The sequence below is a fragment of the Acidovorax sp. GW101-11A03 genome (genome assembly GCF_059424825.1).
In genome coordinates this window covers 1-20,394 of record NZ_JBWKZU010000073.1, presented here as the reverse complement: position 1 = coordinate 20,394, position 20,394 = coordinate 1, and the positions used below count along the sequence as shown (strand labels likewise).

The 20,394-nt window shown below is 65.5% G+C and carries 18 protein-coding genes; 5 read left to right on the top strand and 13 right to left on the bottom strand.

Annotated features, from left to right (window positions below; genetic code table 11):
* The 8 genes from AC07Z7_RS21785 to AC07Z7_RS21750 all read right to left on the bottom strand — a co-directional run.
* Positions 1-647: ABC transporter substrate-binding protein (locus AC07Z7_RS21785; RefSeq protein WP_494767642.1), on the bottom strand; the 647-nt coding region annotated here is incomplete at its 3' end.
* A 122-nt stretch (positions 648-769) separates the two neighbouring features.
* Entirely contained in the window at positions 770-2,938 is a 2,169-nt protein-coding gene (locus tag AC07Z7_RS21780; RefSeq protein ID WP_494767641.1) for a D-(-)-3-hydroxybutyrate oligomer hydrolase, read from the bottom strand.
* A 91-nt stretch (positions 2,939-3,029) separates the two neighbouring features.
* Positions 3,030-4,103 (bottom strand): branched-chain amino acid ABC transporter permease, encoded by a 1,074-nt coding sequence (locus AC07Z7_RS21775; RefSeq protein WP_494767640.1) that lies wholly within the window; start codon positions 4,101-4,103, stop codon positions 3,030-3,032.
* Positions 4,104-4,119: 16 nt separating this feature from the next.
* Positions 4,120-5,106, bottom strand: coding sequence for a branched-chain amino acid ABC transporter permease (locus AC07Z7_RS21770; RefSeq protein ID WP_252658881.1), 987 nt, complete (start codon positions 5,104-5,106; stop codon positions 4,120-4,122).
* Positions 5,107-5,221: 115 nt separating this feature from the next.
* Positions 5,222-5,965 (bottom strand): ABC transporter ATP-binding protein, encoded by a 744-nt coding sequence (locus AC07Z7_RS21765; RefSeq protein ID WP_094287392.1) that lies wholly within the window; start codon positions 5,963-5,965, stop codon positions 5,222-5,224.
* Positions 5,962-6,732, bottom strand: coding sequence for an ABC transporter ATP-binding protein (locus tag AC07Z7_RS21760; RefSeq protein ID WP_494767639.1), 771 nt, complete (start codon positions 6,730-6,732; stop codon positions 5,962-5,964). Before AC07Z7_RS21760 ends, AC07Z7_RS21765 begins: the two co-directional genes overlap by 4 nt.
* A 247-nt stretch (positions 6,733-6,979) precedes the next feature.
* Positions 6,980-8,452, bottom strand: a complete 1,473-nt coding sequence (locus AC07Z7_RS21755) for an extracellular catalytic domain type 2 short-chain-length polyhydroxyalkanoate depolymerase (protein ID WP_494767638.1) — start codon at positions 8,450-8,452, stop codon at positions 6,980-6,982.
* A 162-nt stretch (positions 8,453-8,614) separates the two neighbouring features.
* Positions 8,615-9,808, bottom strand: coding sequence for a substrate-binding domain-containing protein (locus AC07Z7_RS21750; RefSeq protein WP_094287386.1), 1,194 nt, complete (start codon positions 9,806-9,808; stop codon positions 8,615-8,617).
* Here AC07Z7_RS21750 and AC07Z7_RS21745 point away from each other — a divergent pair.
* Positions 9,807-9,956 carry a hypothetical protein gene (locus AC07Z7_RS21745; protein WP_252658877.1) on the top strand — a complete coding sequence of 50 codons (150 nt, stop codon included), beginning with the start codon at positions 9,807-9,809 and terminating at the stop codon, positions 9,954-9,956. The two genes, AC07Z7_RS21750 and AC07Z7_RS21745, sit on opposite strands and share 2 nt — an antisense overlap.
* Positions 9,957-9,959: 3 nt before the next feature.
* Here the strand turns inward: AC07Z7_RS21745 and AC07Z7_RS21740 are convergent, their stop codons facing one another.
* The 5 genes from AC07Z7_RS21740 to AC07Z7_RS21720 all read right to left on the bottom strand — a co-directional run bounded on the left by AC07Z7_RS21740 (position 9,960) and on the right by AC07Z7_RS21720 (position 15,610).
* Positions 9,960-11,471 carry a sigma-54 interaction domain-containing protein gene (locus AC07Z7_RS21740; protein ID WP_494767637.1) on the bottom strand — a complete coding sequence of 504 codons (1,512 nt, stop codon included), beginning with the start codon at positions 11,469-11,471 and terminating at the stop codon, positions 9,960-9,962.
* Positions 11,472-11,605: 134 nt separating this feature from the next.
* Positions 11,606-12,340 (bottom strand): DUF2325 domain-containing protein, encoded by a 735-nt coding sequence (locus AC07Z7_RS21735; RefSeq protein WP_494767636.1) that lies wholly within the window; start codon positions 12,338-12,340, stop codon positions 11,606-11,608.
* Positions 12,341-12,532: 192 nt separating this feature from the next.
* The gene (locus AC07Z7_RS21730; RefSeq protein WP_094287380.1) at positions 12,533-14,038 is read right to left on the bottom strand and encodes a tripartite tricarboxylate transporter permease; all 1,506 of its coding nucleotides are present in this window, start codon (positions 14,036-14,038) and stop codon (positions 12,533-12,535) included.
* Positions 14,039-14,050: 12 nt separating this feature from the next.
* Entirely contained in the window at positions 14,051-14,569 is a 519-nt protein-coding gene (locus AC07Z7_RS21725; protein ID WP_494767635.1) for a tripartite tricarboxylate transporter TctB family protein, read from the bottom strand.
* Between the two features lie 81 nt (positions 14,570-14,650).
* Entirely contained in the window at positions 14,651-15,610 is a 960-nt protein-coding gene (locus AC07Z7_RS21720) for a Bug family tripartite tricarboxylate transporter substrate binding protein (protein WP_494767634.1), read from the bottom strand.
* 162 nt (positions 15,611-15,772) lie between these two features.
* On the opposite strand from AC07Z7_RS21720, the gene AC07Z7_RS21715 reads away from it, so the two are divergent.
* From AC07Z7_RS21715 to AC07Z7_RS21700, 4 genes are all read left to right on the top strand, one after another.
* Complete coding sequence (locus AC07Z7_RS21715; protein ID WP_094288052.1) at positions 15,773-16,456, top strand: response regulator; 684 nt, start codon at positions 15,773-15,775, stop codon at positions 16,454-16,456.
* Positions 16,453-17,925 (top strand): sensor histidine kinase, encoded by a 1,473-nt coding sequence (locus AC07Z7_RS21710; protein ID WP_494767633.1) that lies wholly within the window; start codon positions 16,453-16,455, stop codon positions 17,923-17,925. Before AC07Z7_RS21715 ends, AC07Z7_RS21710 begins: the two co-directional genes overlap by 4 nt.
* Positions 17,922-18,356 (top strand): RNA-binding S4 domain-containing protein, encoded by a 435-nt coding sequence (locus tag AC07Z7_RS21705; RefSeq protein WP_494767632.1) that lies wholly within the window; start codon positions 17,922-17,924, stop codon positions 18,354-18,356. Before AC07Z7_RS21710 ends, AC07Z7_RS21705 begins: the two co-directional genes overlap by 4 nt.
* Before the next feature lie 476 nt (positions 18,357-18,832).
* On the top strand, positions 18,833-19,618 hold the full coding sequence (locus AC07Z7_RS21700) for a hypothetical protein (protein WP_494767631.1): 786 nt from the start codon (positions 18,833-18,835) through the stop codon (positions 19,616-19,618).
* Positions 19,619-20,394 lie beyond the last annotated feature (776 nt).

Here is a 20,394-nt window from a genome sequence, read left to right as displayed (position 1 = left end):
GCCTCATCCACCTTGTCGGTGTTGCGTTCGTACCCCGCAGACACCACCAGCTTGAGGTTGCGCTTGGCCAAGGCCGCCTCCACACCTGCCAGGCCCGCCTTGCCAAAACCGTCGTCCTGGTACATCACGGCCACGCGGTTCATGCCCAGCGTGGTGAGCTGCTGCACCATGTGCTCGGCCTCGTCGGCGTAGCCCGCGCGCACATGGAATATCCAGGGGTTGAACGGGTTGCGCAGCGACTCGCCCCCTGTGTAGGGCGCCACCAGCGCGGCGCCGCCCTGCTCCAGCACACCGTCGGACAGCAGTTGCGTGATGTTGGCCGTGCCCGCAAAGCCGTACAGCGCCACCACCTCGGGCCTGGCCAGCAGCTCGCGGGTCAGCTTCACAGTGTCGGCGACCTTGTAGGCATCGTCGGCCACCGCCTGGCGGATGCTGGCGCCATGCACGCCGCCCTGGGCATTCACCCAGTCAAAGTAGATCTTGCCGCCCAGCACCATCTGCGCACCGGTGCTGGCCAGCACGCCGGTGAGCGGCGCAACCTGCCCCACCACAATCTCGGAAGCGTGCAGCGAGGGCGCCGTGGCCCCGCCCCACAACACCGCCAGCGCTGCCGCCGCGCGGCGACTCCATGTCTTGACCTTGTCCATATCGGTTCATCCCCTGGTTGATTGGCTTGCAGCCGCGCCCACGGGCGGCGCAGGGGCAGACAGCCCCGGCGCGTGCCCGGCAGGCGGCGGTGACGGTGTGTCGTCTGGCAAAGCTCCTTGGGTCAGTCGGGGATGGCAATGGCGCCCGCCGTGATGGCGATGGCATTGGCGGCAGCGGGCGTGGTGGCCAGTGGCGGCACGTTGGCGGCCGTGATGGCCGGGGCGCTGCCCGGTGTGCCACCGCGTGGCACCGTGCGCACCACCTGGCTGGCGGGCAGCGCCTTGCCGCTGGCGAGGTGGTCGTACACCGCGTCGAGCGCGTGGTTCAGGTACACATGCAACGGCACGTAGCGGCTGTCGTAGCCCGGCAGCACGGTGGGCAGCCCAATGAAGCTGTCGAAGTGCTGGGCGTTGGCCACCTCCACATAGCTGAGCTTGCTGGCGGCGCCTTCGACCTTCTTGTTCAGCGCCGCGTAGGGGCGCGAGGTGTGGCTCACCGGCAGCAGCGCGTCGGCGCGGCCATGCACGATCACGGCGGGCTTGCCGCGCAGGTTGCCGTTGCGGCGGGTTTCGTCCACACCGGCCTGCAGCTTCTTGGCAGCGGCGTCATTGCCGGTGACGAGGTTGCGCAGGCACAGCGCGCCGCTCAGGTTCCAGTCGGCTACACCAGCGTCCGACACCGAGAGGAAGTCGCGCGCCGGGCCCAGCTTGCCGAGGTTGTTGACCAGGTTGATGCCGCCCGAGGGAGGCACGCCGTTGCCGGTGGCAAACATGCCGGGCAATGCAGCGGCGGCCAGCGGGGTGACACCGCCAGTGGCCGCCGTGGCGGCGTAGCTGAAGCCGCAGAGGTTGTCTTGCACGCTGGCGCGCGAGAGGCCGTTGGCAAAGGTCACGGCCACGGCGGGGGACACTTCAAACGCGGCCATGGAGGCATGCAGGTCGTTGGACTCGGGTTCCCAGCCATAGGCCCGCAGCTTTTGCAAAGCCTCTTCGGCCTGCGCGGCCGTGGTGCTGGCTGTGAGCAAACCTGCCGCCTTGAGCGACGCGCAGCGGTTGGGCGCGATGGGCAACGCAGCGCTGGCAAACCCGGCCGCAAACGCCGCCGCAAAAGGGCTGGTGTTGACCGAGGGCGCGAGCGACGCGCAGGCCTGGTAGAGGTTGGCATAGGTGGTGAAGTCCACCAGCGTCTTGCCGGTGACGGCTACGTCGGCGCTGCCACGGCGCACCGTAATGCCAGGGTTGGCGGGCATCTCGATGGCAGGCTCGGACACGGCCACGCCGCTGATCAGGCCCTGCGTGTCCAGCTCTGCCGCCGCAATGGCTGCGCCACCGCCGTTGGAGATGCTGGATGCAATCACGATGGTGTTGGCCGGGGTCAGCGTCTTGAGGCGCTGGCCCGCTGCGTCGGTGGCGCCATAGCGCTGGTTGAGCACGTAGTAGCCAAACTCCACGGCCTGCAGCGTGCTCATGCCCCAGTCCTTCTCGGAGTTCTGGCCCGAGTGCGCGTGCTTGAACGCAAAGCGGTTGGGTGTGGCGGTGTTGAAGGCGGCCAGCTCGGTGGCCGTGAGGCCCGCATTGAAGGCTGCGGCCTTGCCCGCTGCGGCGGCCGTGGTGCGCGTGCCGTCGATCAGCGGCACGGTGTCGTTCATGAGGTCGTGCGGCGCGCCGCCCGTGCCCTTGTCCGAGTACGCCACAGCGCAGCCCTTCTTGAGGCCCCACTCGCCCGTGGAGATGCCGCCATAGACGCCGCGCGAGCCCGAGGTGGTGGCCGTGATCATGCAGGGCTTCTTGGGGTCGAAGCTGGCGGGCACCTGCACCATGAGGGTGACGTTCTTGCGGCCCGTGCCGTCGTCGGCAAACGCGATGTATTCGGTGCCCGCCACCTTGCCTTCGCCCGTGGTGACTTTGCCCTGAGCATCCACATTGGGGCCGTAGAGCGTGCCGTAACCGCCTGCGGCTGTCATGTCGAGCATGGCGCGGTAGTTGGTGTGGATGGCGGTGCGGCGCAGCTCGGCCGCCGTGGGCTTGAGGGGGTCGGCAAACGCGGGGGGCACGGCAGCGGCCAGGCCCGAGGCGCCCAGGCCCGCCGTGAGCAGGTCATTGCTGGCGCCGTCGTACGTGGTCTCGCTGATGGTGCCCAGGTAGCCGGGCTTGGTGTTGGGGGCGGCGCTGTCGCCGCTGCTGCCGCCGCAGGCAGCCAGCACCGCAGCGGCCAGCGCCGCGGGCAGGAACGGACGGGAAAGGGGACGAGAAACGGGACGGAAACGGGGGGTCTTGATGTTCATCTTCATGTGCTTGTCTCCTGGATTTTTTCTTTGCGTCTTGTTGCACAGCTCACCCACACACCCAGGCCACGCCGGTCACCCGGCGCGGCCGGGCCACTCACCCCACCTTGCGCGCAGCTGCCGCGCGCAGGCGCCCCACCACACCGGTGGGGAAGTAATAAACCGAAAGGACGAAGAGCACGCCCAGCCACAGCAACCAGCGGTCGGGCGAGAGCAGTGCCGACAGCCAGGGCAGGCCCGCCGTGGCCTCATGGCCCAGGCGCAGCAGATCCTGCAGGTAGCTTTGCGCCACCAGGAACAGCACGGCGCCGATGGCCGAACCGTAGATGGTGCCCATGCCGCCGATCACCACGATGAGCAGGCAGTCCATCATGATTTCGAAGCTCAGGGACGTGTCTGGCCCGTTGTAGCGCAGCCAGAGCGCGAGCATGGCGCCTGCCATGGTGGCAAACAGCGCCGACAGCACACTCGATGTGGTGCGGTACACCACCACGCGATAGCCAATGGCTTCGGCGCGGAACTCGTTCTCGCGGATGGCCTGCAGAACGCGGCCGAACGGTGAATTGACGATGCGCAGCAGCGCCAGCACCAGCGACACGGCCGTGACGAACAGCAGGTAGTAGCAGATCAGCCTCCCGTCGATGCTCACGCCCAGGAAGGGCTCCTCAAACGGCTCGAAGCTGGGCGAGAGGATCTCGGGCACCTTGAAGGTCAGGCCGTCCTCGCCGCCGGTGATGTCCGACAGCTGCGAGGCCAGCGTCTGGAACGCCGCAGCCACGGCCAGCGTGATCATGGCAAAGAAGATGGCGCGCACGCGCAGCGAGAACAGCCCCACCGCCAGCGACAGCAGCAGCGACAGCAGCAGCGCACCGCCCATGCCCACGCCCAGCGCCGTCCAGGTGGGCCCCAGGCGCGTGGTGGCCACTGCGATGCCATAGGCGCCGATGCCAAAGAACATGGTGTGCGCAAAGCTCACGATGCCGGTGTAGCCCAGCAGCAGGTCGAAGCTGGCGACCAGCACCACAAAGATGAGCACCTTGGCCGCCACAGACAGCGCCTTGACACCCGGGAAGAGGAAGGGCGCAAACGCCAGCCCCACAAAGATGGCCACCAGAATCACCGCCAGCACCTTGCTGCGCGGATAGTCGCCGGAGAGAAGTCGGTTCAGCATGTCAGTCGGCTCCTCATCAGCGGTTGGCCACGGGATAGACGCCCTGCGGGCGCCACAAGAGAATGGCCACCATCAACGCGATGTTGGAGAACAGCGCCACCTTGGGCACCAGGAAGCCGGTGTAGTTGGCCATCAGCCCCACCAGCAGCGCACCGATGAGCGCGCCGCCCGTGCTGCCCAGGCCGCCGATGATGATCACGATGAAGATCAGCACGTTGACCTGCGCGCCCATCTGGGGCACCACGTTCTGCTGGTACAGGCCCCACATCACGCCGCCCAGGCCCGCCAGGGCCGAGCCCACCACAAACACGCCAATGAACAGGCGGCGGATGCGGTAGCCCAGGCTTTCGACCATCTCGCGGTCTTGCACGCCAGCGCGGATCAGCAGGCCGACCTTGGTGCGCGACAGCGTCCAGGCCAGCACGCCAAACACCAGCAGGCCCACGGCCACCGCCACCAGGCGGTACTTCTCGATGGCGGCATCACCCACCAGCAGCGAGCCGCGCATGCCCTCGGGCAGCGGCAGCGGGATCTGCTGCGGGCCCCAGATGACCTTGATGAATTCTTCACCAATGATCATCCCGCCCATGGTGATGAGGATCTGCTTGAGGTGCTGGCCGTATACGGGCCGCACGATGAAGCGCTCGAACGCCAGGCCCACAGCCCCGGCCACAGCCATGGCCACCAGCATGGCGGGCAGCACGGCCATCAGGTTGCGCCACAGGTCGGCGCTTTGTGTGTAGTCGCCCATGGCGCCCAGCACGCTGGTGGCCACAAAGGCGCCCAGTGCAATGAACACGCCATGGCCGAAGTTCAGCACGTCCATGAGGCCGAACACCAGCGTGAGGCCCGAGGCGATGATGAAGATGATCATGCCCATGGCCAGCCCCGCCACGGTGAGCGTGAGCCAGGTGCTGGGCGAGCCGATGAAGGGCAGCACCAGCAGCGCCAGCGCGGGCACCAGGGCCAGGGGTTTCCAGTCGAAGTCGCGGGCCATGCTCATGCCAGGCCTCCTTGTTGGGGGGTGGGGGGATGTGCCATCACTATGCTTTTGATAGCTATAACCGCTTGATGGACGAGCGCAGGCGGCCTAAAAAGCTTGAAACCAAGGGTGAAACTCATAGCGCCAGCCCCAGCAGCGAGCGCTGCAGTTCCTCGTCCGCCGCCAGCGCGGCCATGCTGCCCGCGTGCACCACCTGGCCGTTGTCCATCACGGCCACGGTGTCGCCCAGCCGCTTGGCAAAGTTGATGTTCTGCTCCACCAGCAGGATGGTCACGCCGCTCTTCTTGAGCTGGTCGAACGCATCGATCATGTTGTTGATGATGGCGGGCGCGAGGCCCTTGCTGGGCTCGTCCACGATGAGCAGATCGCGCGGCTCGACGATGGCGCGGCTCACGGCCACCATCTGCTTTTGGCCGCCGCTGAGCTTGCCAGCGGGGTGGTTCCAGAACTTCTCCACCGCCGGGAAGAGCTTGAAGATCCACTGCAGCCGCGCCTCGTCCATCTGCGCGGCGTTGCTTGCGCTGCGCGCGGCCAGCAGCATGTTTTCCTTCACCGTGAGGTCGGCAAAGATGCCCATGTTCTCGGGCACGTAGGCGATGTTCAGCCCCGCAATGGCGGGGGTGTTCATCGCGGTGATGTCTTTGCCACCAAAGTGGATGGAGCCCTGCGACGCATGCCACAGGCCCATGATGGTGCGCAGCGTCGTGGTCTTGCCCGCGCCGTTGCGGCCCAGCAGCATGGTGAGCTGGGCCTTGGGCACGGCCAGATCCACGCCGTGCAGGATGTGGTACGCCCCGATGTGCGTGTGCACGCCCTTGAGTTCAAGCAGGTTGGTGGTGCTTGTGTTGCTGGTGCTCATGCGGCCTCCTTGGTCACACCCAGGTAGGCCTCTTGCACCACAGGCGATGCAATCACCTCGGCTGGCGGGCCATCGGCCACCAGCGTGCCGTTGGTCAGCACGATGATGCGGTCGGCCAACTCGCGCACCACATCCATCTTGTGCTCCACCAGCAGGATGATCTTGGTCTTGTCTTTCTTCAGCTCGCGGATCAGGTTCAGGATCACGGGCGCCTCGTCATGGCTCATGCCGGCCGTGGGCTCGTCGAACATGTAGACCTGCGGCTCCAGCGCCATGAGCAGCGCCACTTCCAGCTTGCGCTGGTCGCCGTGTGGCAGGCTGGCCACGGGGGTGTCGGCCCGGTCGGCCATGGCCACGGCCTGCAGGATCACGCGGGCGCGCTGCGTGAGCGCGGTGTGGTCGCTCCAGACGCTCCACAGATTCAGGCCCCGGCGGTGCTTGCCCTCTTGCGTGGCCTGCACGGCCAGGCGCACGTTCTCCAGCACGCTGAGGTTGGGGAACAGGTTGGTGAGCTGGAACGCCCGGCCCAGGCCCGCATGTGTGCGCGCCGAGACGGACAGGCCCGTGAGGTCCTGCCCGCCCAGCGTCACGCTGCCACTGCTGGCCTTGAGTTGCCCGGAGATCAGGTTGAAGTACGTGGTCTTGCCCGCACCGTTGGGGCCCACGATGGCGGTCAGCGTGCCGGGCTCGAAAGAGCAGGTCACGGCATTGACCGCCACGTGGCCGCCGAAGCGGATGGTCAAGTCCTTGGTGGCCAAGGTGCTCATGGGTGGGAGTTCACTTTCACGGTCTGAGTCATTTCATTCAAAGAGCCCGGCAACCCCGCCCTGCGGCAGGGTGCCAAGACCTTCACTGGGTTTCCATCGTCAACAGTCTCCGCAACTGGCGCGGTCGAAGCCAGCGACCGCCGCGCAAGGGCCGCCCCGTCGCGCTGGCGGTGTCCCCTTTCCCGAATGGCGCAGCCATTCGAGAGAAGGGGGAAGACGCGAAGCGGCGCAGGGGGTTGTACATATTTCAGCAGGTGCCGATCACGTAGTAGTTGGTGCTGGTCTGCTTCAAGGTGTTGGTCACAAACACATTCCACAGGCCCATGTTCTGGTTGGAGCCCAGCGCATAGGTGTAACCCCCGGCGGCATACGCGCGCCCCGCCAGGGTGTGGGCATAGTTGCTGGCCGTGGTGCAGGTGGCGGTGCCGCCCGAGCCCGCCAGCGTGGTGCCCGAGGCGGCGGCCGATGTGGCGCCCTCGGCCCCGTTGGCATCGGCGGCGCGCACCGTCCAGCTGTAGGTGGTGGACGCGGCCAGGCCGGTGTCGGTGTAGCTGGTGGCAGTGACGGGCAGCGCGTTGACCTTGTTGGCGTTGCGGTACACGTTGTAGCTGGCCGCACCCGTGACAGCAGCCCAGCCGATGGCCATGCTGCTGGCGGTGGCGCCCGAGGTGCTCACGCCCGTGGGGGCAGGTAAGGCTGCCGGGGGCGTCGTACCGCCGGTGCCGCTAGAGACGCGGTCCACCATGGCCTTGATGGCCGCCATTTGCGGGCCGGACTTTTTGGAATAGTTGGCGCTGTCATAGCCCCACCAGTCCCAGCAGCTGTTGGTGGCGGCCAGGCTGGTCTGCGGGTACAGCATCACGATGTTGTTGCTGTCGGCCCAGCGGTTGTAGCCGGTGTTGCGCACGTACTGCTGCTGCACGTCGTTCACGTTCTGCTTGCAGCCATGCAGCACCACATGCAGCTTGCAGGTGGCGCTGCCGCCCGCCTGGCAGGCCTGGGGCACATAGGCCCAGCCCGTGGTGGCCATGCCATGGTTGGTGATGAATTCGCTCTGGTTGAACTCGATGTAGTTGCCCGTGGGCAGCGTGGCGTTGTTGCGGGCGTTCAACGTGCCGTACAGGTGCTGCAGCATGGCACCGGCCAGGTCGAAGTTGCAGTCGCTGATGTAGGGCGCACCCTTGGTGGAGCAGCCGTTGCCGTAGTCGTCCGTCACCATCGCGTGTTCGGCCGCGATGTCTTTTTTGTAGACCACGTTGGCGGCGGGCACGAAGCTGTTGTAGTAGGTGCGCAGCGCGTCCATCACCCCGGTCTTGACCACGCTGTCGAGCGTGCCCGAGAACAGGTAGACCTTGGAGTTCTGCAGGTTGGCCACGGGGTCGATCACGCCCTGGCTGGCCCAGGTGTTGGTGGTGCTGACCAGCGTGCTGGTGGGGATGCCTGCGGGGCTGGCCATGCAGCGCCCCGTGGCGTTGACGACCGACCCTTCAGCGCAATAGAACGGGCCACCAGCGACCACGCCCGCGCCCTTGGCAAACGTGGCCGAGTACGCCACGTGCAGCTGCACGGCCATGAAGCCGCCCGAGGACAGGCCCGATACCGTCGTCTGCGTCTTGTCGATCTTGAGAGCTGGCAGGTTGACGGCAGCGTAAACACTGCCCACGCCACAGAGAGTCATCGCAGCCCCTGCTGCAGCCGCCCGGATGAAATTGAAAGCCATGTTGTCTTGTCTCCAAATAATTTTTGAGAAAAACCGACCCAGCCCCCGTGTAATCCGGGGGTTCATGCATCAATTCACTGGAAAAAAAGGGGCGGCCGCCCCCGCGAGGATGGATCCCCACCGGGCTGAACAATCGTCAGCCAGTGGGGCCACGCAAACCGTTTATCGCTTGTTGCGAATCGGAACTTGCATCTCTTCAGGCTTGATCTCGCGCACCAGCTCGGGCACGCCCCAGGCAAAGGCCGGGTCCACCTTGATCTTGAAGTGGTACATGCTCTGCATGGCCTGGTGGTCTTCCTTGCGGAATGTCATCTTGCCCTTGGGCGTATCAAAACTCATGCCTTCCATGGTCTTGATGAGCTTGTTGGTGTTGGTGTCGCCATTGGTGGCCTTCAGCGCAGTGACCAGGGCCATGGCCGAGCTGAAGCCACCGGCCGTGAAGAAGTCCGGCGGGGTCTTGAACTCCTTGTAGTGCGCGGCCACCAGGGCTTCGTTCACGGGGTTCTTGGGAATGCCGAAGTAGTAGTACGTGGCGCCTTCCATGCCGGGGAAGTTCTTGTACGCAGCCATGGCGGGCAGGATGTTGCCGCCCGTGGCGATCTCGATGCCATAGCGCTTGAGGTCCAGATCAGCGATCTTGAACGGGTTGCCTGCACCGGCCCAGATAATGAAGATGACCTTGCGGCCAGGCACGTCCTTGAGCTTGTCGATCAGGCGCTGGGCACCGGCGGTGAAGTCGGTAGTGGTGGTGGGCAGGTATTCCTCGTGCACCAGCTTGGCGTTCTTCAGCGCGTCCTTGAAGGCTTTCACGCCGTCGCGGCCAAAGGCGTAGTCCTGCGCCAGCGTGGCCACCGTCACGCCCGCCTTGTCGATGGCCACGGCGTTGGAGATCGCGTCCTGGCTGCTGTTGCGGCCGGTGCGGAAGATGTACTTGTTCCACTTGTCGCCGGTGATGGCGTCGGCCACTGCGGGCTCGACCAGCAGGATCTTCTTGTATTCCTCGGCCACGGGCAGCAGCGCCAGCGCCACGCCGCTGGAGGTGGGGCCCACAGCGATGTCGGCCTTGTCGTCGGAATAGGCCGAGGCCAGCAGACTCTTGCCCAGGTCGGGCTTGCCCTGGTCGTCCTTCTCGATCACGACGAGCTTCTTGCCGTTGACGGTCATGCTGCCGCCGGTGGCGTAGTTCAGGCCCATCATCAGGCCCGTTTGCGTCTGCTTGCCGTAGGCCTCCAGCGGGCCGGTCTTGCTGTACACGTGAGCAATGCGGATTTCGCCGGTCTGGGCGAACGCGGGGGCGGAAAGCGTTGCGGCGGTAACGGCTGCGGTGGCGAGGGTGACCAGAGTGCGACGGTGCATGGCGATGTCTCCTGTTGTGATGCTTCTTTATTGCACAGTCTGTGCCAGCATCCAAGTGCTTGATTTCAAAGATACTTTTGCTGACACCTCAGCGACACTGCCTGAATTTAATACACAACAAATGCCTGAAATTCAGACATTTGCCTGAAATTTATTCAGGGTTTTCCAGACGTCCGTAGAGCGTGGCGCGCGAGATGCCCAGCTGCCGCGCGGTGGCCAGCTTGTTGCCGCCATGGGCCTTCATGGCGGCGGCAATGGCCTTGCGCTCCAGTTCGGCCACCTGCTCGGCCAGCGGGCGCAAGTAACGGCTTTCGTCATCGGCGTCGGCGGCGTGGCCCGGGTCCTGCACCGGGGCGGGGGCGGCTGGCTCCACACCCGCCTCGCGCAGGATGCGCTCCAACTGCGCGGCGTCGATGGACTGGCCTTCGCCGCGCATCACCGCCTGCTCCAGCACATTGCGCAGTTCGCGGATGTTGCCGCGCCAGGGCTGACCCGCCAGCAGGGCCATGGCGTCGGGCAACAACTCGGGCGGCGGCGTGCCGTTGCGCAGCGCCAGGTCTTCGCCCAAGGCTTCGACGAGCGCAGGGATGTCGCCGCGCCGCACGCGCAGCGGCGGCACGCGCACCGGCAGCACATGCAGGCGGTAAAACAAGTCTTCGCGGAACTTGCCCTCGCGCACCAGCGCGGCCAGGTCGCGCGAGGTGGCGGCCAGGATGCGCACGTTGAAGGGCACGAGCTTGTTGCTGCCCAGCGGCTCGATCTCGCCCTCTTGCAGCGCGCGCAGCAGCTTGGCCTGCAGGCTTTGCGGCATGTCGCCGATTTCGTCGAGGAACAGCGTGCCGCCATCGGCCAGCTTGAACTTGCCGTCGCGCCCCTTGCGGTCGGCGCCCGTGTAGGCGCCGGGCGCCACGCCAAAGAACTCGGCTTCGAGCAGCGTGTCGGGCACGGCGGCGATGTTCACGCTCACAAACGGGCCGCTCGCGCGGCTCGACGCGGCGTGGATGGCGTGGGCCAGCAACTCTTTGCCGGTGCCGGTTTCGCCCAGCAGCAGCACGGGGCTGGTGGACTGCGCTGCGCGCCGCGCCTGGCGCTTGACCTCGGCCGCTGCGGGGCTCGACCCGATGAAGCTGGCAAAGGTGTATTTGGACCGCCGCTCACCATCGCCCGCCACCGCGAGGCTGCGCCGGCGCTGGCTGGCCAGCTCACGCCGGGCGTCGTCCAGGTCGCGCTGCAGCAGCGCAAACTTGCTGATGAGGGGCTGCAGCGTGGTCTCGGGGTGGTCGAACAGCACAATGCCGATGGCGCCGATCACGCGGTCCGCGTCGTCGCGCAGCGGGATGCGGCTGACCACAAAGGTGCCCGCCTTGTTGGTGAGCAGGTCGATCAGCACGGGCTGGCCGGTCTCCAGCACGCGGCGCATCTGGGTGTTGGGAATCACCTCTTCCACCGTGCGGCCCACGAACTGGTCCACCGACGAAAACCCGAGGTCGGGCAGGAAGCGCTGGTAGCCCTCGTTCACCCACACGATGCGGCCGCTGCGGTCCACCAGGAACATGCCCTGGCTGACGCTGGAGAACAGCTGGAACATGGAGCGTGCCGCCAGTTCGAGGATGCCCTGGGCATCCAGCGGCAGGGCGGGGGCGTCGTCAACAAGCAAGGGCATCTGCGGATGGTAGCGCGGCGCTGGCGCCCGGCACCCGCCTGCGCGCGTGGGCAGAGGCTGCGCCCGGCGCATTGATTGCTATCTATCTAATAGCAACCAGGGCAATACCACCGCGCGGTAATGGCCATTTTTATTCAGATTTTCGCGTCTTCAGGCTGTCCGGACGCCGCAGGCAGGGCGACTGAGGCCACGCGCAGCACCACCATGGGCTGGAGGGCGGCCAGCGCCTGCGCCTCGCGCACGGCCAGGGGCTGATCGACCAGGATGCAGGGCTTGCCCGTGCGGCGGCAGTGGTCCTGCACGCGCCAGTAGTCGTCGTGGCTGATGCAGCCCGTCTGGCAGATCACCAGGTCGGCGGCGGCCAGGCTGGCGTCCAAGCCTGCGCCGCCAATCGCATCGCCCTCCCCGGCCTGCGCACGCTGCGGGCGATGGTCGCTGACGTAATGCTCCAGCGGCATCGGTGGCAGCAACTGCGCCTGCGGCGTCTGCGCGGAAGGCGCAGTAGCCCGCAGCGCAGCGCCGTCACCCTGCCGCTGCGCATTGGCCGCAATCCCCTGCCCTGCCGCCGCCTGGCGCCAGCGCAGGCATTCGCGCGACAAGGTCGTGATGCGCTCGGCCAACAGGCCAATGTGCCGCGCCATGGCCTGGCGGCGCGGCAGGCCGGGGCTGGCGGCCCGCAGTTGCTCCAGCTCGTCCCGTGCCAGCGCCAGGTGGGTGTCGCGCACGATGACGGCGCCGCGCAGGCGCACCACCTCGGCCGTCAGGGCCTCGATCTGCCGGGCCTGTGCCTGCATGGCGGTGCTGCAGCGCTGCTGTGCATCCCCCAGTTGGCGGCACAGCGCCAGAAACTCCTGCGGAAGTGAGACCATGCACCATCCTTGCAAATAAGAACTATTCGCATTTTATGGTAGAATCAGCCCCCGTTGAGCAAGCCATCCTGGTGGGAAGGGCATCGAAGGGCGTCAGGGCCTTGGGTGTCTGGCTTGTGATGACACTGCCGCTGACCCATAAAAAAACCGCGCTTTGCAGCGCGGTTTTTTTGTTGGTGAAGGCTGCCAGGCTCAGGCTTGCGCCAGCGCCATCTTGCGCGCCGCCCAGCGGCGCAGCAGGCGCGGCACGATCAGCACGGCCAGCACGAGAATGATCAGGGTCACCGATCCCGGGCGCTCCAGGAAGATGCTCCACTTGCCTTCACCAATCGCAACGGCGTTGCGCATTTGCGCCTCGGCCAGGGGGCCCAGGATCATGCCCACCACCACCGGCGCGGCCGGGAAGTCGAAGCGGCGCATCACCACGCCCAGCAAGCCAATCGCATACAGCAGCACCAGGTCGAACGCGCTCTGGCGCATGCCATACACACCCAGCGTGGAGAACACCAGAATGCCTGCATACAGGTACGACTTGGGGATGTTCAGGAGCTTGACCCACAGGCCCACCAGCGGCAGGTTCAGGATCAGCAGCATCACGTTGCCGATGTACATCGACGCGATCAGCGCCCACACCAGCGCACCATTGGTGTCAAACAGTTGCGGGCCGGGCTGGATGCCGTAGTTCTGGAACGCGCCCAGCAGGATGGCCGTGGTGTTCGACGTGGGGATGCCCAGCGTGAGCAGCGGAATCAGCGTGGCCGTGATGGCCGCATTGTTGGCCGCCTCGGGGCCCGCCACGCCTTCGATGGCGCCGGTGGTGCCGAACTCTTCCTTGTTCTTGCTCAGCTTCTTCTCGGCCGCGTAGCTCAGGAAGGTCGGGATCTCGCTGCCGCCCGCGGGCACGGTGCCAAACGGGAAGCCAATGAACGTGGCGCGAATCCAGGCGGGCCAGGAGCGCTTCCACTCTTCCTTGGTCATGTGGGTGCTGGTCAGGCGGTTCTGGGTTTCGTCCACCCGGCCCTCGTACATCACGTTGTACAGCGCCTCGCCCACGGCAAACAGGCCCACGGCGATCAGCACCACCTCGATGCCATCCATCAGCTCGGGCACGCCACCGGTGTAGCGGGCCTGACCCGTGATCTGGTCGATGCCGATGAGCCCCATGGCCAGGCCGACAAACAGGGCCACCATGCCACGCAGCGTGCTCTTGCCCAGCACCGCGCTCACCGTGGTGAAGGCTAGCACCATCAGCATGAAGTATTCGGGCGGGCCCAGGCGCACGGCGTATTCCGCGACCAGCGGCGCAAAGAAGGTGACCAGCACCGTGGCAATGGTGCCCGCCACAAACGAGCCGATGGCGGCCGTGGCCAGCGCGGCGCCAGCGCGACCGCTCTTGGCCATCTTGTTGCCCTCCATGGCTGTGACCATGGAGCCCGCCTCACCAGGGGTGTTGAGCAAGATGGAGGTGGTGGAGCCACCGTACATGGCGCCGTAGTAGATGCCCGCAAAGAAGATCATCGAAGCCGTGGCCTCGACCTTGACGGTGATGGGCAGCAGCATGGCCACGGCCACGGCCGGGCCGATGCCGGGCAACACGCCCACGGCGGTGCCGATCATGCAGCCCACAAAGGCCCACAGCAGGTTGATGGGTGTTGCCGCGGTGGCAAAACCCTGCATGAGGAGATTTAAGGTTTCCATGGTGTGCAGGCCTTACAGCCAACCGGTATTGGTCAAGCCGGGCAAGTTGATGGCCAGCATTTTTGTAAACATCCAGTACACCGGCGCAGCCACTGCGAGGCCGATGAAGGAATCCTTGATCCAGGCCTGCAAGCGCAGGTCCAGCTCGCCTTCGGAGCTTTTGAAGCCGCGCACCGAGAGCACAAAACACAGCGCGCAGCTCAGGATGAAACCCAGCGTGGTGATGAGCAGCGCATTGAGCAGCAGCCCGGCGGACACCCAGATGAAGCCCTTCCAGTGGGCCCGTGCGTCACCCGAACCTTCTTCCAGTTCGCGGAACCCGCCAGTGAGCGCGTGCACCACGCAGAGCAGGCCGCAGATCAGCAAAGCGATGCTGACCACCCAGGGGAAGAAGTTGGGGCCCACGCCGCTATAGCCTGCCTCGGAGCTGACAGAACTGGCCCCCCAGGCCAGGCCCAGCGAGAGCAGCACCAAGCCCGAACCCACCAGGGTCTGCAAGGGCTTGGAGCGCGATGAATGTTGTTGTGTCATGTTTTTTCCTTCGCACCAACCAGCATGCCAGGCCGCCGCCCCTGCTCGGCAGGCGGGGCGGCAGCCAAGCCTTGCTCCCGATCAGATCATCCCGGACTTGGCCATCGTGGCGCGCATGCTGGCGAACTCGGCATCCACGAAGTTGGCAAACTCGTCGCCCGCCATCCATGCGGGGGTCCAGCCGTTCTTCTCCATCGCGTCCTGCCAGGCCTTGTGCTTGAAGGTCTTGGCCAGTGCATCGATGAGGGCCTTGCGCTGCTCTGGCGTGATGCCAGGGGCGCCATACACGCCGCGCCAGTTGCCGATCTCCACGTTGATGCCCTGCTCCTTGAGCGTGGGCACGTTCACGCCCTTGAGGCGGGTGCCCGACGTCACGCCCACGGGGCGCATCTTGCCGGCAGCGATGTACTCGGCAAACTCGCTGTAGCCGCTACCGCCCACAGTGACGTTGCCACCCAGGATGGCGGCGGTGGCCTCGCCACCCCCACGGAAAGCCACGTAGTTGATCTTGGCCGGGTCCACGCCCACGTCACGGGCAATCATGGCGGCGGCGATGTGCTCGGTGGAGCCACGCGAACCACCGCCCCACTTCACGCTGCCGGGGTCTTTCTTGAGCTGGTCGATCACGTCCTTCATGGTCTTGAAGGGCGAGTTGGCGGGCAGCACGAACACGTTGTATTCGCTGGTCAGGCGCGCCAGGGGCGTGACCTTGTCCAGGCCCACGGGGGGCTTGCCGGTGATGATGCCGCCCAGCATCACGGCGCCCATCACCATCATCGCGTTCGCATCGCCCTTGCTGGCGTTGACGAACTGCGCCAGGCCAATCGCACCGGCCGCACCGCCCTTGTTGTCATAGGACACCGACGCCGCAGCGCCCGCATCCTGCATGGCCTTGCCCAGCGCACGGCCGGTGGTGTCCCAGCCCCCGCCCGGGTTGGCAGGGATCATCATCTTGATGGCCGACGCCGTCTGGGCCGAGACGGGCAACACACCCGCAGCGGCCATGGCGGCCAGGGATTTCAGAAAGGTATCGCGACGCATGGTGTCTGTCTCCTGATAAGGTTTGCGAACCGCCCGATGATGCGCGCGCTGCCTGTCAAACGGCTGTCCTTGGACTCAGGGAAAACACTAGCATCTGGAGTCCCCTCTGTGGCGAATGCACGCAGCGCGCGCCGCCCGCTCGGGAGTGATATGGTCCCGCGCATGCAATTGCTCCTTGTAGAAGACGATCCCACCATGCAGGCCACGCTGCACCGTGCACTGACGCGCCGGGGCATGGAGGTCACGGCCGTCAGCGATGGCCGAGCAGCCCTCGCCCAATGGGCCGCCCTGCAACCCGACGCCATCATCCTGGACCTGACCCTGCCCGGCCTGGATGGCCTGCAGGTGCTGCAGCAGGCGCGCAACCGGGGCCTGCGCACCCCCGTGCTGATCCTGACCGCGCGGGGCACGGTGGGCGACCGCGTGATGGGCCTGAATGCGGGCGCCGACGACTACCTGCCCAAGCCCTTTGACCTGGACGAGCTGGAGGCCCGCCTGCGCGCCCTGGTGCGGCGCAGCGCCGACCCCACCGTGGCGCCGCTGGCACCCAGCACCCTGCAGATCGGGGCCATCCGCTACGACAAGGACAGCGGCGCGCTCTACCTGAATGGCGAGGTGATGGAACTCACCCCGCGCGAGCTGGCGCTGATGCATGCGCTGCTGGCCCAGCCCGGCCACGCCGTGACCAAGGAGCGGCTGTATGAGCTGGTGTTCCCCGGCCAGCTCGACGTGCAGTACGAAGCCATCGAGGTGGTGGTGTACCGGCTGCGCAAGAAGCTGGCGGGCACGGGCCTGACCCTCATGACGCTGCGTGGCCTGGGCTATCTGCTGCGGGCCGATGCATGAGCCCGAGCACGGCCCAGAACGTGGCGCGCCACCACTCGCTGCGGCGGCGGCTGCTGCTGGGCATCCTGCTGCCGGTGGCGCTATTCATTGGCTTCAACACCTGGAGCCTGTACCGCCAGACGCTGGCGTCGCTCAACACTGCCTACGACCGCACCCTGCTGGCATCGGCCAAGAGCATCAGCGAACAGCTCGATGTGAAGGGCTTTGATGATGCTGCGCAGCTGCGCGCCATCGTGCCCTACTCGGCCCTGGAGGCCTTTGAGGCCGACAACCAAAGCCAGATGTTCTACCGCGTCTCCACCCTGGGCGGCGAGATGGTGTCGGGATTTGAAGACCTGCCGGTATGGCGCGGCAGCATCCCCGACAAACCGCCCTATGCGGCCCTGGTGGACTTTTACGACGACCGGTTCCGCGACCGGGATGTGCGTGTGGCCGTGCTGCTGCAGCCGGTGGCCAGCTCGCAAGGCCGGGCCATGGCCGTGATCCAGGTGGCCGAAACGCTGGAAGTGCGCGAAACCCTGGCCCTGCAGATCCTGTGGAACACGCTGCTGCGCCAGGCGCTGCTGATCGCCGTGATCGCCTTCACCGTGGTGCTGGTGGTGCAGCGCGCCACCCGACCGGTGCGCCAGCTCAGCCAGCAGCTGCAGGCCCGGCGCGAGGGCGACCTGAGCCCCATCGCCGCCCCCACGGCCCCGCGCGAGCTGCAGCCACTGGTGGATGCCACCAACGAAGTCATGCAGCGCTTGCGCCACCTGCTGCGGCACCAAAAGCGTTTTGTGCGCGATGCATCGCACCAGCTGCGCACGCCCTTGGCCGTGCTCAAGACCCAGGTGCAATCGGCCCTGCGTGGCGATGTGGAACCGCACCAGGCCCTGCACGAGATCAGCGACACCGTGGACCGCGCCACCCAGCTCGCCAACCAGATGCTGGCCCTGGCCAAGGTGGAGCAGCTGCGCCAGCAAAGCGCCCCACCCGCCACCCGGTTCGACGACATCCTGCGCGCCGTGGCGCTGGAGATATCGCCGCTGATTGCCCAGCGCGACCTGGACTTCGGCATCCACACCGAGCCCGCGCTGGTGCAGTCCCACGAATGGATGCTGCGCGAGCTGAGCCGCAACCTGCTGCACAACGCCGTGCGCCATGCGCCACCAGGCAGCGAGCTCACGGTGGACCTGCGCAGCGACGGACGGCATGTGGCGCTCACCATCAGCGACCACGGCCCCGGCATCGACGACGAACTGGCGGCCCGGCTGTTCCAGCCGTTCTCGGCGGGCGATGTGCGCACCGGCAGCGGCCTGGGCCTGGCCATCTGCCGCGAAATCGTGCAGGCGCTGGAGGGCAGCATCGCGCTCACCAACCGCATGGCAGGCCACCGGGTGGCGGGCCTGGACGCCGTAGTGCGCCTGCCGCTGCCCAGCGCTGCAGCCGATGGCCCGCCCGAGGCACAAGCGGCACAATCTCGCCCATGAACACCCTGGAGACAATGCGCCTGGACAAGTGGCTCTGGTGCGCCCGCTTCTACAAGACCCGCAGCCTCGCCACCGACGAAATCGGCAAGGGCCGGGTGACCGTCAACGGCCAGCTGGCCAAGCCCGCACGCGAATTGCGCTGCGGCGACACCGTAGCACTGCGCCAGGGGCCGGTGGCACGCACCGTACGGGTCCTGGGCCTGAGTGGCGCACGGGGCCCGGCACCTGTCGCGCAACAACTGTACGAAGAGACCGCCGACAGCATCGCCGCGCGTGAAAAAGCCGCCGAGCTTCGCCGCCTGGCCCCCGAGCCCGCCGCCACCCTGCAAGAAGGCCGCCCCACCAAACGCGACCGCCGCGAGATCGACAAGGTCAGCCGCCCCGGCGGCGGCGACTGGGGAAGCCGCTGGAGCGCTTCGATCGACGAGTGAGCGGGAGCGCGAAAAGGCCCATGCCATCGCACTGCGCAGTGGGCGGGGCCTCTCTCACAGACAAAGTGGAACCCGGTTCAAAGGGCGCATCCGCAGCCTGAACCGGGACATCACCAACACCGCATGGGGCGCACTGCGCGGCAGCAACTCTTCCACACACCCGGTGGCTGCGGGAGGCACAAAACCCGACGCGGCATTACCTGAGCAAACTCAACGCCGCGCGACATCAATCTGAACGACGAAGAACTCCCGTGAGGGCGTACACGCGCTCGAAGCTGTGAGCCCCACAGGACCCAGCTGCGCCCTAGAAATCTTCGACTCAATCATCCCGTGCAAGGAACTCCAATGAGCCTGCTTTTGTGCCCCGACACCATGGCCGCTGTTGTCGCTATCTGCTGCACAGTACCCACGCGTGTCTATTCGTAAAAGCGGTATCGGTGGTCAACCAGTAGCATGACACTCACATCTTGCATGACATGATGTTTTTGCACCAAAAAGGCGCACTGACTCTTAAGCCAAACCTGTCGCAGAGCCCGAGTCTGCTTGCCAAAACGTGCATTTCCATCAATCACTCTTTGAAGATTTTTATGACCATTCAACGTCGCAAGATTCTCCAGTCAGCAACGCTGCTGCCACTGATGGCTGCAGTTCCTGGTTTCGTACAAGCCCAAAGCGCTGGCCTCGCCGTGGGAGCACACAAAGTCATCTCGGCGTCCTCACGGTATGTGGGCGCTCCGCAGAATCAGGCCTTCCAGCTGGGACTGGACTATCTCCAAACGAATGGTGCTCGGGGTGTTTTCTTTGACATCGTGCCAGAGGCGACCAACGGCGGCCATGCGGGCATCTGCTTCCATGCGGCTCCAAACGTTTCCGGTGCGTGGCAAAACATTGGACAAGGCCCCAGCCCCACCTCCCCCGTGAACCAGTTGCTTTGGTTTAGAGGGGTGGGGGTGATCTTTCAACAAGATGGTCGGATACAGTCTGAGAAATGGATCGTCGGCGCGGATGGCAAGTCCGCTGCTGCGAATGTCGCCACCATCGGCCACTTCCCGGCCAATACGATCCTGCGCGTTGCGACCTCAATGGACAATGCGACCCGCCAAATGCTGTTGATCGTGTATTCGGTGGATAGCTCCACGGGGGCCGCAGTGGCGGAATTGGGGCGTCTCACGCTGCAAGCTGAAGTGTTTACCAACCTCGCAGGCGTTTTCGTGATTGGTGGCGGCAGCATTCAAGTGCAGCCCTACGCGCTTTACCCCTGAACATAAGCCACGCGGCTTAGTCCGTACCACGTCATACCCAGCCCGCCCGGCGTTGCGCCAGGCGGGCTTTTTTCTACAGCGCAGCCACAGCACACCCACCGGCGAATGCACAAGCATAAAAGCAGCATAAAAACGCGCGTCACACCGCTCCAAAACTCTCCGAAGGACTCGAGCGTGACAAGTGCAGACTTGCATCACGGTATCCGCGTCATTATGTTGACCGAAAGCACCAACAGCATCCGCACAGTTTCCACGGCCATCATTGACCTAGCAACTACTGACAGTCGTCCAAAGTGCTGTGGCGCGTAGTTGGTCAGTGAGTTGCTTCACGGCAGGGCATACATCGCGTCGCGCCAGCTGCTTTCATGTTCGGTAACAAAGACGCCGGCGGCCTCGTCCAACTCCAGCCACTGGGCATCGACGTTCATCCTGGACGACTTGATGGGGGTCGGCATCGACATCGCATAGCCCAAACACAGCTTCACGTACTGCGACCAGCGTCACTGCCGAAATAGCCACCCAATCTCACCTTGAATGTAAGCCGCTGACACCGCCTATAGCGCATGAGCGCTACTACGCGCAGCCTGCAAACCTCCAGCGTGATCGTTTTAAGGATGCGATTCGGCACAGCTCAATTTCTCCAGGCCATCATGTAGGCCATAAGCAATTGAATTGAGCATGGGAGCCAGACAGATGCCGCTAGGGATTCTCTGCACGAATACCGCTGCGATGTGATTGAGCAAGCTTGAAGCCCAGACAATAGTCGCATGAAGCAA